We start from the raw sequence: 12,647 nt of genomic DNA on the forward strand, positions 1-12,647 counted from the left end.
GGATACGGGAGAAAACGATGAAGAAAAAAATAGGTTTCGCCTTTCTGGCGTTGCTGGTGGTGGCACTGCTGGTATGGGCCTTCATGCCGACGCCCGCAGTGGTTGAAGTCGCCACAGTGGCACAAGGCCGGTTTGAGCGTACGGTGCAGGAAGATGGCAAGACACGGGTTCGCGACCGTTACCAGGTCTCCACCCCGCTTTCGGGACGGGTTGCCCGTATCAGCCTGAAACAGGGCGATTGGGTCGCGCGTGACGCCGTGGTGGCCACGCTCTGGCCGGTCGCCCCGGCGTTGCTAGATGAACGTGCACGCGCCGAGCAAGGCGCCCATATCAGCGCCATGCAGGCTTCGGTAGCGCGGGCGCAGGCCAATGTGGGGCGTGCCTCTGCCGCCTTGGACCAGGTACGGGTCGAACTCAAACGCAGCGAAGCGCTGGCCCAACAGGGCTTTATTTCACCCAACCAGAATGAAACCGGTCGACTGAATGTTCGTTTGCGTGAGAAAGAACTCGAAAGTTCGCGCCAGGAAGAAAACGCAGCCCGCCACGAACTGGAGCAGTCGCGCATCGCTTTGAAACAGTTTTCACAAGTCACGCCGGGCAGCCAGCAGCTCGCCTACCAAGTCAAGGCGCCCGTTGCGGGTCAGGTGCTGAAAATACTGCAACAAAGCGAAGGCGTGGTGATGGCAGGCACAGCACTCATGGAACTGGGCGACCCGGCCCGGTTGGAGGTGGTGGTGGACATCCTGACCGAAGACGCAGCGCAGATCAAACCAGGCACCGCTGTGCTGCTCTCCAACTGGGGCGGGCCTGAGGTGCTTGCTGGCGAAGTGCGGCTCGTTGAACCAGCGGCCTTTACCAAAGTTTCGGCCCTCGGAGTCGAGGAACAGCGGGTCAACGCGATTGTGGACATCACGTCCCCTCCTGAAAAGTGGAAGTCGCTGGGCGACGGCTTCAAGGTCGATGTACAGGTGCTGGTTCAGGTGGTTGAGAACGCGATCAAGGTGCCGGTCAGCGCGCTGTTTCCGGTCGGTGCGCGGTCAGGCCTGTTTGTACAGGACAACGGCCATGCCCGTTTGCGTGAAATTGAAGTGACCGCGCGCAATGGCGTCGATGCCTGGGTCAAATCGGGACTGCCTGCAGGGACCCGGGTCATCGTCTATCCGGATACCAAACTCAAGGAGGGCGACCGGGTCAAAATACGATGAACTTGCATGGGTCTCTCGTCAGGGCGTGACGCACCAGGGTGCAGCGTTGTGAGCGAACCCCATCCACAAGGCCCAGGCAGAGCTGGCCGCCAGTGCCAACCCGGCCAAGCGCACACCCCAATCGCCAGCGCCACCTTGCGTGCCCTTGCCACGCAAACGCAGCCATAACCAGGGGCCCGCCATCATGGACACGCTGGTCCCCAGTGCGAACAAGGCCATGACGCCAGCACCATCAAGCGCTTTACCGCTCAGTGCAGCCACCAGGAGCGCCGAATAAAGCAGCCCACAAGGCAAGAACGACCACAACGCGCCGATCACCAGGGGTGCGCCCCTGCCCTGCCCTGCAGCCAATGCGCGTGCACCAGCCCAAATTTTTCTGCCCGCCTGCTCCAGCCAGACCGGTTGCCGGGCTTGCCACAGCAACAACATGCCAAGTACAAAAGTAGCCACATGAAATAGTGTCCACACCGGTCGCAAAGCGGCTGACTGAATGGTCAACCAACCCAGACCCTGCATGGAAGCCGCTGCCAGAGCGCCCAACGCCGAATAACCCAGCACCCGCCCCGCCTGAAACGTCCACATGGCCGCGTTCTTGTCGGACCCGGCCGCCTGCCCAATGCCCGCACAGGCCGCACCGCACATGGCAATGCAGTGCGGCCCACCGGCCAGACCCATCAAAAGTGCAGTGACAGCGAGTGAAGATTGCATCCGGCGATGCTAAATGATCTTGGAAAAACGGGCCCGGGTACGGTCAGTCTGCAGATAGCGGTCAAACACCATGGCCACGGCACGCACAAAAAACCAGCCCATGGCGGTCACCTGAATGCCGGAGTCATCCACGGTGGCCAATCCTTTCCCGGCCAATTGCTGCAGTGCCTCCAATTCAGACGCAAAGTAACTCTTGAAGTCGACGAGATAAGCCAGTTCAATCGACTCAAATGACAACTGGCCCTGGCACATCAACGCCATGATGACCGCACGTCGGATCAGGTCATCACGTGAAAGCGCCAGCCCACGCACCACGGGGAAATGCCCTTGATCAAGGTGGTCGTAATACTCTTCCAGCGTCTTGGCGTTCTGGCTGTAAGTCGCCCCAATACGACCAATGGAGGACACGCCCAGACCAATCAAATCGCAGTCGGGCTGCGTGCTGTACCCCTGAAAATTACGATGCAGCCGCCCCTGCCGCTTGGCGATTGCCAACGGATCGGTGGGCAGCGCAAAGTGGTCCATGCCGACATACACATAGCCTGCCCCCATGAACGCGGCCAGCGAGCGCGCGAGCATCGCCACCTTGGCTGCGCCGCTGGGCAACTCAACCGTGGCAATCCTGCGCTGGGGTTTGAAACGCTCCGGCAAGTGCGCATAGGCGTAAAGCGCGATGCGCTCGGGCCGCAACTCAATGACTTGCGCCAGGGTGCGGTCAAACGACTCCGGGCTTTGCTGGGGCAAGCCGTAGATCAGGTCCACATTGATGGAATCAAAGTTGCGCTGGCGAGCCGCTTCCACCAAGGCAAAAACCTGCTCGACCGGCTGTACCCGGTGTACCGCTTTTTGCACCGCCGGGTCGAAGTCCTGAACACCGAAACTCAACCGATTGAAGCCGAGTTCCGCCAGCGTATCGAGCCTGGTGGCGTCAATCGTGCGCGGATCAACCTCAATGGCATATTCGCCCCCCGAGGCAAAGGTAAAGTTGCGACGCAGCATGCCCATGAGTTCACGCAGTTCGTCATCCGACAAGAAGGTCGGTGTTCCGCCCCCCAAATGCAGTTGGGTAATGGTCTGCCCGACACCCAGTTGTGCGGTGTGCAGATCCACCTCACGACTCAGATAACGCAGATAAGACGTGGCGCGGTCATGGTGCTTGGTGATGATCTTGTTGCAGGCACAGTAGTAGCAAAGCGATTCGCAAAAGGGGATGTGGACATACAGGGACAAAGGCGTCCTCATGCCCGCCGCACCTGATCGGCGCAGCTTCAACGCCTGGGTGTAGTCGTCTGCGGCGAACGCTTCCACAAAGCGGTCCGCCGTCGGGTAGGACGTATAGCGGGGCCCGGACACATCAAACCGGCGCAACAGGTCTTCAGAAATAGGTTCAGCAACGACGGCTGTCATGGGGAGTCCTTCACAATGCTGACGAATGTGCCTCAAGCACCCAATTGGATTCTTGATTCAAATCAAAAATTGCTGCATTCATGGGCCTTAATCTTTGACACACATCAGGGCTGGAGGCCATTTGGTGCCAAAATCATTCGCATGAATCCTGAAACCATCAAAGTCGCCTGCTCCAACTGCAACTTGAGGGAGCTGTGCATGCCGATTGGCCTCAGTTCGGACGAACTGGACCGCATTGATGTGATCGTGGCGGCACGGCGCAAGGTCAAACGCGGCACCACACTGTTTCGAAATGGTGAAAAGTTTGCCAATCTGTACGCCATCCGCACCGGGTTCTTCAAGACCTGTGTTGCCTCAGAAGATGGCCGGGATCAGGTCACAGGTTTTCAAATGGCGGGGGAAGTTATTGGTCTGGATGGCATCGTCAATGAACACCATACCTGCGATGCCGTTGCCCTTGAAGATGCAGAAGTCTGCGTCATGCCGTTCGACCGGATTGAAGAACTGTCCCGGGAAGTCTCCGCGTTGCAGCGCCATGTTCACAAAATCATGAGCCGCGAAATCGTGCGCGAACACGGCGTCATGCTGCTCTTGGGCAGCATGCGGGCCGAGGAGCGTTTGGCCACCTTTTTGCTGAACCTGGTGCAGCGCCTGCATGCGCGTGGTTTTTCTCAATCAGAGCTGATTCTGCGCATGACGCGTGAAGAAATTGGCAGCTACCTGGGCTTGAAGCTGGAGACCGTCAGCCGCACTTTTTCCAAGTTTGTAGCCGACGGCATTGTCGAGGTCAAACAACGCCATGTGCAGATTCTCAACACCGACGCGCTCAAAGAGATCGTCAACCCCAAGGCCTGCAATTAGACCGATACAAGAAGCGGGTTCAGCAGGAACCCTGCTTGGGACAGGCATCCGGGCGCGCTTCGTTGGGCATGGGACAGCGGTTGACTTCAAACGGTGACATCGACAACAGCGTGGTCAGGGCGCCAGAGACCATGACCACACCCCAGAACAAAAAAAATGCCACGGTGTAAACCCCTTGCCGCGACAGTGCCACGGGCTGACCAAACCAGTGCAGATCTTGCGGATCAATCATCGCAAACACCAGACCTTCCAGGATGCAGGCCACCATGAAGGCCGGCCAAACAATCCACATCAATCGTTGTGAGCGCATGGAGAAAATCCTTTGAGAACTGCGTTAACCGTAATCGGGCTCAAGGTTTGACCGCTGGCGGCGCAGGCATGGGTACCACACCCGTCTGAGCGTGGTTACGTGCCTGCAGCGCGGGTGCCAGGCTGGCGGCATTCCCGTCCTTACCCAGCGTCCTGTTGATTTCAATGCCTTTTTGGTAATAGTCTTCCGATACCAGTTGCTCGGGCCGGGTGATGGCCAGGTACAAGGTGATGAAACTTGCGACCACCACAATGACGGGGCCTGCCACCACCAGCCACACATGACCGAACTTCCACCAGGGTGCACCTGCATCAATGGTATTTTTTTTCATGACCAATCCTTATTGAGGAACCAGAAAGACAGACTTTTCAGACACGTGCCCGGGTGAATCCACCGAATCAATTTCAAACTGAATGGGATGAGAACCGGGCGCAGCCGCATCAAAAGGCGCCTGAACCCGTACCGCAATCCAGCGCGACTGGGTGGCCTCAACCATCACCATGCTTTCTGAATTCACGGCCAAACCTGTCAACCCGGTGACCGCAATCTTGTAATGCTGGGCCGACTCGGTGGCGTTCATGACCTGGAGGCGGTACACGTTTTCAATCTTTCCGCCCGACACAATGCGCGCCATGACGCCGCGGTCACGAACCACATCCACCTTGAAGGGCGAGCGCATGGACAGGCTGACCAGCATGGCCACCACAATGGTGGCCAGAATGGCCGTGTAGATCAACACCCGGGGTCGAAACACATGGCGCCAGGTTTGCGCCTTGGTCCAGTGCTGGTTCATGGCGTTTTCGGTCGTGTACTTGACCAGACCTCGCGCATAACCCATTTTGTCCATCACGGTATCGCACACATCCGCGCACGCGCCGCAACCAATGCATTCGTACTGCAAGCCCTTGCGTATATCAATACCGGTCGGGCACACCTGCACACACAGGCTGCAATCCACGCAGGCACCCAGGTTCAGCGTTGTGGGGTCCGCCTTGCGGGACCGGGCGCCCCGTGGCTCCCCACGCTCGCTGTCATAGGTAACGATGAGCGTGTCTTTGTCAAACATGGCACTCTGGAAGCGCGCATACGGACACATGTGTTTGCAAACCTGCTCGCGCATAAAGCCTGCGTTGCCGTAGGTGGCAAAACCGTAAAAGAATGTCCAGAAAACTTCCCAGGAGCTCATGCTCATCTGCAGAAATTCAACACCCAGTTCCTTGATGGGCGTGAAATAGCCCACAAAGGTAAAGCCCGTCCACAGGGCCACCGCAAGCCAAAGAAAATGTTTGGTGCTTTTGCGCGTAACTTTGTCCACCGACCAAGGTTTGGCGTCACGACGCATGCGCGCAGAACGGTCACCTTCCACTTTTTTTTCTATCCAGAGAAAAATTTCGGTGTACACCGTTTGAGGGCAGGCATAGCCACACCACAATCGGCCTGCAACCGCGGTGAACAGGAACAGCGACAGAGCGGAGATCACCAGAATACCCGTGAGATAAATGAAATCCTGCGGGTACAGCACCAAACCAAAGATGTAGAAGCGCCGGGCGCCCAGATCAAACAGAACAGCCTGCCGCTGACCCCACTCCAGCCATGGCATGCCGTAAAACACCAATTGGGTCAAAAAAACCATCCCCCAACGCCAGTTCGAAAACAGACCCGAGACGCTGCGGGGATAGATTTTTTCGTGTGATGCGTAGAGAGACACCATCACCTCATCCGGTTCCTGCGGGATGATGGGGATGATTTTTCGTACCTCGGAATCAGTGTTGCTCAATTCGTCTCACTTAAAAATCAATGGCGCTAACCGTACGCGCTTACTGTGCAGCGGCCACGCCCTTGTTGGAGAGTCCCCACACATAGGACGCCAATACATGGATTTGCGCCTCCGTCAGCTTGCCTGCCTGCGCTGGCATCTGATTGGTCTTGCCTCCGTTGACCATCGCGATGATGGCGGTTTCGCCATACCCGTGCAGCCAGATGTCGTCCGTCAGGTTAGGCGCACCCAGGGCCTGGTTGCCTTTGCCATCCATGCCATGGCATGCCGCGCATGCGGTGAACTTGGACTTGCCCAACGACGCCTGCAATGAATCGTGGGGGCTACCCGACAGGCTCAGCACATACTGCGCCACGTTTTTCACGTCGTCGGCCGTCCCGACCGCTGCGGCCATCGGGGGCATCATGCCGATACGGCCGCCAGTGATGGTTTCCTTGATTTTTTCAGGCGCGCCACCATGCAACCAGTCGCCATCGGTCAAGTTGGGAAAGCCTTTGCTGCCCTGCGCATCGGACGCGTGGCACTGCGCACAGTTGTTCATGTACAGACGCTCACCAATGGCCATGGCTTGTGCGTCCTTGGCCACGTCTTCAGGCTTCATGCCGGAAAATTTGGCGTACAAGGGGGCCACCTCGGCATTGCCCTTGTCCACCTCGGCTTGGTGCTGGCCCGTCGACGTCCAGCCCAGTTTTCCGGCATAGGTACCCAAGCCCGGGTACAGCGCCAGATAAGCAAAGGCAAAGACGATGGTGATCACGAACAGCCATGCCCACCAGCGCGGCAGGGGGTTGTTCATCTCACGCAAATCGCCGTCCCACACATGACCCGTGGTGTTGTCGCTGGCGGTCATGGCCTTGGCTTTGCCTGAAAACCACAGCAGCAAAAGACAGGCCAGGATACTGACAACGGTAATTCCGGAAACGTAGATCGCCCAGAAATTGCTTGTGAAGTCGCTCATTTTTTTTCCTTGTAGTGCGGTTCGTCAGTCTTGCTCGAAAGGAAGATTGGCGGCCTCCTCGAAATCAGCCGCGTTGCGACGGGAATACGCCCACACCATGATGCCGATGAAAGTAATGAAGCTGGCGACCGTAGCCAGCGAACGCAGCGTGTTGATATCAAAGTTCATCTTGACGCTCCCGTTTACTTGACCAAGGTACCCAGAACCTGAAGGTAGGCAATGACGGCCTCCACTTCGGTTTTGCCCTTGACGTCTGCTGCCGCTGTTGCTATCTGCTCGTCGGTATAGGGCACACCCACGGTACGCAAGGCTTTCATGTTCCCGGGTACAGACGCGGCATCCACAGCGTTTTTGAGAAGCCAGGGATATGCGGGCATGTTGGACTCTGGCACCAGATCACGCGGGTTGTTCAGGTGGGTGGCGTGCCACTGGTCGCTGTACTTGCCGCCTACGCGGTGCAGGTCCGGTCCGGTACGCTTGCTGCCCCACTGGAACGGGTGGTCATACACAAACTCGCCAGCGACCGAATAGTGCCCATAACGCAGTGTCTCGGCCCGGAACGGGCGAATCATTTGAGAGTGGCAGTTGTAGCAACCTTCCCGTGTGTAGATATCGCGCCCGGCCAACTGGAGCGCGGTGTAGGGCATCAGGCCCTTGACCGGCTCAGTCGTGGACTTCTGGAAGAACAGCGGAACGATTTCCACCAAACCGCCGACCAGCAGGACCAGCAAGATCAGGACGATCATCAAGAAATTGTTGGTTTCTATTTTTTCGTGCGACAGACCGCCGCTTGTATTGTTATTTGCCATGGTATTTTCCTTTTCAGGCGTGGGCAGGTGCAACCGGGGCCGAGATATTCACGGTGGCAGAGCGGCCGTTGCTCACTGTCTTCAGTGTGTTCCAGAGCATGATGATCATGCCGCCGAGATAGAGCAAACCACCCAGCAGACGCAGCACATAGAAAGGATAAGTCGCCTTGACCGACTCAACAAACGTGTAGGTCAGGGTACCGTCCGTGTTGATGGCGCGCCACATCAGGCCCTGCATCACACCGGCAATCCACATGGCGGCGATGTAAATCACGATACCAATCGTGGCGGCCCAAAAGTGAATTTCAATGGCTTTGACGCTGTACATCTGCTTCTGACCAAACAGGCGGGGAATCAGGTAATACATGGAACCCATCGTCACCAGACCAACCCAGCCTAAAGCACCGGAGTGAACGTGACCCACGGTCCAGTCGGTGTAGTGCGACAAGGCGTTGACCGTCTTGATGGACATCATCGGGCCTTCGAACGTGGACATGCCATAGAAGGACAAGGACACGATCAGGAAACGCAGGATGGGGTCATCACGCAGTTTGTGCCAGGCACCCGACAGGGTCATGATGCCGTTGATCATGCCGCCCCAGCTGGGGGCCAACAAGATCAGGGAGAAGACCATACCCACCGACTGGGTCCAGTCAGGCAAGGCGGTGTAGTGCAGGTGGTGAGGACCCGCCCACATGTAAGTGAAAATCAAAGCCCAGAAGTGAACAATCGACAGGCGGTAGGAGTACACCGGCCGCTCAGCCTGCTTGGGGATGAAGTAATACATCATGCCCAGGAAACCCGCGGTCAGGAAAAAGCCCACCGCATTGTGGCCATACCACCACTGCACCATGGCATCCTGCACACCGGCGTAGGCCGAGTAAGATTTCATGGCACCCGCCGGAATGGCTGCACTGTTGACCAGATGCAGTAAGGCCACAGCAATGATGAAAGCCCCGAAAAACCAGTTGGCCACATAAATGTGGCGAACCTTGCGGGTACCGATGGTGCCGAAAAACACAATGGCAAAAGACACCCACACCAGCGTGATCAGGATGTCAATCGGCCACTCCAGCTCCGCGTATTCCTTGCCCTGGGTGTACCCCAGAGGCAATGAAATGGCCGCAGCCACAATGACCAACTGCCAACCCCAAAAGGTGAACGCGGCCAGCTTGTCGCCAAAAAGCCGCACATGGCAGGTTCGCTGCGCAACGTAATAAGCGGAGGCAAACAAACCACAACCGCCAAACGCAAAAATCACTGCATTGGTATGCAACGGGCGCAATCGGCCATAACTTAGCCAGGGTATGCCGAGGTTGAGTTCGGGCCAAGCCAGTTGGGCAGCGATGATCACGCCGACCAGCATGCCGACCACGCCCCACACCACGGTCATGATGGCGAACTGCCTCACGACCTTGTCGTTGTAGCTGGTCGCTAGCGTATTGGGAAATATCATTTTCACCTCTTCTCAGTTTATTTATGCCGAGTTTCCTATGGCGAACCCGTAGTCCATTTGACCCAAATCAATCCTTCGGGAGAATTCTTATGAATCCTTCAGAATTCGCTCGCCCTCGGACTCGATATCCTCGAACTGCCCCCGATATATCGCCCACCACAGCCCCCCCAGAATGAAGAAGACCAGGATGACCGACAACGGAATCAACAAATACAGAATGTCCATCACTGACCCTTTTTAGGACTGACGCCCTTTGACAGCCGCAAGGCATTGAGAACCACCAGCAAAGAACTTAAGGCCATGCCAAGACCTGCCAGCCACGCTGGCAACCACCCCACCACGGCGAGTGGCACACACACGGCGTTGTAGATGGCCGCCCACCACAGGTTTTGCCGCACCACCCGCAGGGTGCGCCGTGCCAGCAGGACAGACTGCACCACAGCGCTGAGTTGATCCCCCAGCACCACAAAGTCGGCCTGGGCCTGAGCGAGGGGCACCGCCTGCCCGAAGGCAAACGAGGCGTTGGCGCCAGCCAGCACCGGTCCATCATTGAGGCCATCTCCCACCATGGCCACCTGATGACCCTGCCGTTGGGCCGACTTTAAAAAATCAAGCTTGTCTTGCGGCGTGCACAGGCCCTGGAAGTGGGAAATACCAACCCGTGTGGCGACGCGTGCAGCGGCCTGCATGCTGTCACCCGACAACAGATGCACAGCAACACCCTGCGCCTGCAACGCAGCCACGGCGTCCAGCGCATCAGGACGCACGTCCTCAGATAACTCGAATGTGGCCAGCCAACCTTGCGCATCGCTCAGGCTGACCTGCACTACATCCGTCTTGACCGGCTCCAGGCCGCAAAATGCGGCCGATCCCAGCCGCAAAACCGAGCTTGCCTGCATGGCGTCGGCTTGCCATACCCGGCCCGAGACCCCTTGTCCGGTGTGCTCTGTCACAGAATCTGAGAGCCACGGCGACTGATCGCCCTGCCCCGCTGCAGCCACCAGGGCACGTGAAACCGGGTGAAATGAAAACTGCGCCAAGGCCGCCGCCATACCCAGCGCCTGCACGGGCGACACACCGGCCCGGACCTGAACCTGGCCCAACACCATGGCGTCACGGGTCAAGGTGCCCGTCTTGTCAAACACCACGGTGTCAATGGAAGCGAGCGCTTCAAACGCTTCCAGCCGACGCACCAGGACACCGCTCCTGGCCAGATGGCCCGCCGCGGCCAGCATGGCGGCCGGCGTTGCCAGTGACAGCGCACAAGGACACGTCACCACAAGCACCGCCACCGCCACCATCAAGGCATGCCCCGGGTCCCTGCCCCACCAAAAGGCACAGGCCAGCCCTGCCGCCAGCAAGACACCGATCAAAAAAGGTTTGGCAATGCGGTCGGCCAGCCGGGCCAGGGGCGGCTTGGTCGTGGAGGCCTGCTCCATGAGTGCCACGATTTGGGCGAAACGGGTTTGCGCACCCGTGCGCTCCACCCGGACCTGCACCAAGGTCGACAGGTTGTGGCTGCCCGCAATCACCAGTCCGCCAACACCCCGGGCGACCGGGCGCGACTCACCGGTCAGCAAAGCCTCGTCGACCATCGTGTCGCCTTGCAAGACCACGCCATCAGCGGGAAAGGACTCGCCGGGCAACACCCGAATCGTGTCACCCGGCAGCAAGCGGCGCACCGGCACCCGCTCAAACGTGCCGTCAGCCCTCAGCCGGGCGACGCTGTCGGGCAGCCGGTTCATCAATGCTTCCAGAGCACCCGCGGTGCGGTCGCGCAAGCGCAGTTCCAGCCAGCGGCCCGCCAACAAAAAGAAGACAAACATGGTCAGCGAGTCAAAGTACACCTCGCGTCCAAACTGACCCAGCGGCTCAAAGGTGCCCACCGTGCTGACCACAAAGGTGATCAGCATGCCCAGGGCCACCGGCAAGTCCATGCTGATGCGCCGGGCCATCACATCACGCAGTGCGCTGCCAAAGAAAGGGCCGCAAGAAAACAGGATCACCGGCAAGGTCAACACCCATGAGGCCCAGCGCAGCAACTGCTCCATCTCAGGCGTCAGGTCTCCCGGCGCTGCCACGTAAGCCGGGTAGGCATACATCATGACCTGCATCATGCACAGCCCCGCCACAGACAGGCGCCACAAGGCCTTGCGACTCTCACCCTTGCGGCGCTCGCGGGCAAAGGCGTCATTGGCCGGTACAGCGCGGTAACCCGCCACTTGAACCGCCCGCATCCAGTCCGACGGTCGTACGGCACCGGCGGACCAAACCACGCGCGCCCGGTGGCTGCCCGCGCTGACCTCGGCCTTCTCCACACCGGCCACACTCAAGAGCGCGTCCTCCAGCGTCAAGGCGCAGGCGGCGCAGTGCATGCCTTCAATCAGGACATTGGACTCCCACACATCGGAGCGCTGCGCGTCTGGACGACTGAAGGCAGACCACTCCTGCGGGTCATCCAGCAGATGCAGATCGCCCGTATCGGGCTCGTTGGCGGCAGGCGTCAGCCGCCCCGTAGACTCCAAATTCAAAGGACGGAGCGGGAACGGGTCAGTCGACGTGGGACGGGCGGAGCGCATGGGACCCGAGGTTAACCGCCGACACCTGCATTTTTCTTGACAAAGATCAAGGTCACCCGGAAAGGCCGACGTAAGCTGAAAGTCTTTACAAAACAGGAGCACTTCATGTACCAACGAATCCTTGTCGCCACCGATGGTTCCACCTTGTCCAAAAAAGCGGTCAACAGCGCCATTGCGCTGGCTGCGCTGGCAGGCGCCGAGTTGGTGGCATTGAAAGTGGTCCCCCGCTACCCGCAAAGCTATTTCGAGGGTGGCCTGGCCTTGCAGGCGGCCGAGGTGAGCCGCGTCGAGAAACAATGGGCCGAAGACGGCCAGGCCATTGTGGATGCGGTACAAAAAACAGCCCTGGCCAAAGGCGTCAAAACCAAGGCCATCACCGTCAAATCAGACCTGGTGTCGGACGCCGTGATTGCCGCGGCCAAAAAACACAAATGCGATCTGATCGTGATGGCCTCACACGGTCGCCGCGGCATCAAGCGCCTGTTGCTGGGCAGCGAAACCCAACAGGTGCTGACCCACTCTCACGTTCCGGTCCTGGTTTTAAGGTAAATCGGGCTGCAGCGGCGGCAGATCCGCA

14 protein-coding genes are annotated in these 12,647 nt (G+C 58.6%); 3 read left to right on the forward strand and 11 right to left on the reverse strand.

Features of this window, described 5'->3' with window-relative positions; genetic code table 11:
* Positions 1-17: 17 nt before the first annotated feature.
* Positions 18-1,205: an efflux RND transporter periplasmic adaptor subunit gene (locus AC097N_RS09445; protein ID WP_479580701.1), complete on the forward strand. Its 1,188-nt coding sequence runs from the start codon at positions 18-20 to the stop codon at positions 1,203-1,205.
* An 18-nt stretch (positions 1,206-1,223) separates the two neighbouring features.
* Here the strand turns inward: AC097N_RS09445 and AC097N_RS09450 are convergent, their stop codons facing one another.
* Positions 1,224-1,913 carry a sulfite exporter TauE/SafE family protein gene (locus AC097N_RS09450; RefSeq protein ID WP_479580702.1) on the reverse strand — a complete coding sequence of 230 codons (690 nt, stop codon included), beginning with the start codon at positions 1,911-1,913 and terminating at the stop codon, positions 1,224-1,226.
* Positions 1,914-1,922: 9 nt separating this feature from the next.
* Entirely contained in the window at positions 1,923-3,320 is a 1,398-nt protein-coding gene (gene hemN / locus AC097N_RS09455; RefSeq protein WP_479580703.1) for an oxygen-independent coproporphyrinogen III oxidase, read from the reverse strand.
* A gap of 141 nt (positions 3,321-3,461) precedes the next feature.
* On the opposite strand from hemN, the gene fnr reads away from it, so the two are divergent.
* Positions 3,462-4,181, forward strand: coding sequence for a fumarate/nitrate reduction transcriptional regulator Fnr (gene fnr / locus AC097N_RS09460; protein ID WP_479580704.1), 720 nt, complete (start codon positions 3,462-3,464; stop codon positions 4,179-4,181).
* A gap of 19 nt (positions 4,182-4,200) precedes the next feature.
* Here fnr and AC097N_RS09465 read toward each other — a convergent pair whose 3' ends face one another.
* The 9 genes from AC097N_RS09465 to AC097N_RS09505 form a co-directional block, all read right to left on the reverse strand.
* Positions 4,201-4,491 (reverse strand): hypothetical protein, encoded by a 291-nt coding sequence (locus AC097N_RS09465; RefSeq protein WP_479580705.1) that lies wholly within the window; start codon positions 4,489-4,491, stop codon positions 4,201-4,203.
* Between the two features lie 40 nt (positions 4,492-4,531).
* Positions 4,532-4,822 (reverse strand): FixH family protein, encoded by a 291-nt coding sequence (locus AC097N_RS09470; RefSeq protein WP_479580706.1) that lies wholly within the window; start codon positions 4,820-4,822, stop codon positions 4,532-4,534.
* Positions 4,823-4,831: 9 nt separating this feature from the next.
* Positions 4,832-6,268, reverse strand: a complete 1,437-nt coding sequence (ccoG, locus tag AC097N_RS09475) for a cytochrome c oxidase accessory protein CcoG (protein WP_479580707.1) — start codon at positions 6,266-6,268, stop codon at positions 4,832-4,834.
* A 40-nt stretch (positions 6,269-6,308) separates the two neighbouring features.
* A complete protein-coding gene (ccoP, locus tag AC097N_RS09480) occupies positions 6,309-7,226 on the reverse strand; it encodes a cytochrome-c oxidase, cbb3-type subunit III (protein ID WP_479580708.1) in 918 nt (305 codons plus the stop codon).
* Positions 7,227-7,250: 24 nt separating this feature from the next.
* Positions 7,251-7,394 carry a cbb3-type cytochrome oxidase subunit 3 gene (locus AC097N_RS09485; protein WP_479580709.1) on the reverse strand — a complete coding sequence of 48 codons (144 nt, stop codon included), beginning with the start codon at positions 7,392-7,394 and terminating at the stop codon, positions 7,251-7,253.
* Between the two features lie 14 nt (positions 7,395-7,408).
* Entirely contained in the window at positions 7,409-8,035 is a 627-nt protein-coding gene (gene ccoO, locus AC097N_RS09490) for a cytochrome-c oxidase, cbb3-type subunit II (RefSeq protein WP_479580710.1), read from the reverse strand.
* 13 nt (positions 8,036-8,048) lie between these two features.
* Complete coding sequence (gene ccoN / locus AC097N_RS09495; protein WP_479580711.1) at positions 8,049-9,491, reverse strand: cytochrome-c oxidase, cbb3-type subunit I; 1,443 nt, start codon at positions 9,489-9,491, stop codon at positions 8,049-8,051.
* Positions 9,492-9,578: 87 nt separating this feature from the next.
* Entirely contained in the window at positions 9,579-9,716 is a 138-nt protein-coding gene (gene ccoS / locus AC097N_RS09500; RefSeq protein WP_296501875.1) for a cbb3-type cytochrome oxidase assembly protein CcoS, read from the reverse strand.
* Complete coding sequence (locus AC097N_RS09505; protein ID WP_479580712.1) at positions 9,716-12,070, reverse strand: heavy metal translocating P-type ATPase; 2,355 nt, start codon at positions 12,068-12,070, stop codon at positions 9,716-9,718. Before AC097N_RS09505 ends, ccoS begins: the two co-directional genes overlap by 1 nt.
* 105 nt (positions 12,071-12,175) lie before the next feature.
* Here AC097N_RS09505 and AC097N_RS09510 point away from each other — a divergent pair, with 105 nt between their 5' ends.
* Entirely contained in the window at positions 12,176-12,619 is a 444-nt protein-coding gene (locus AC097N_RS09510; protein WP_479580713.1) for a universal stress protein, read from the forward strand.
* Positions 12,620-12,647 lie beyond the last annotated feature (28 nt).

The organism is Rhodoferax sp. LS1R11 (assembly GCF_056521395.1).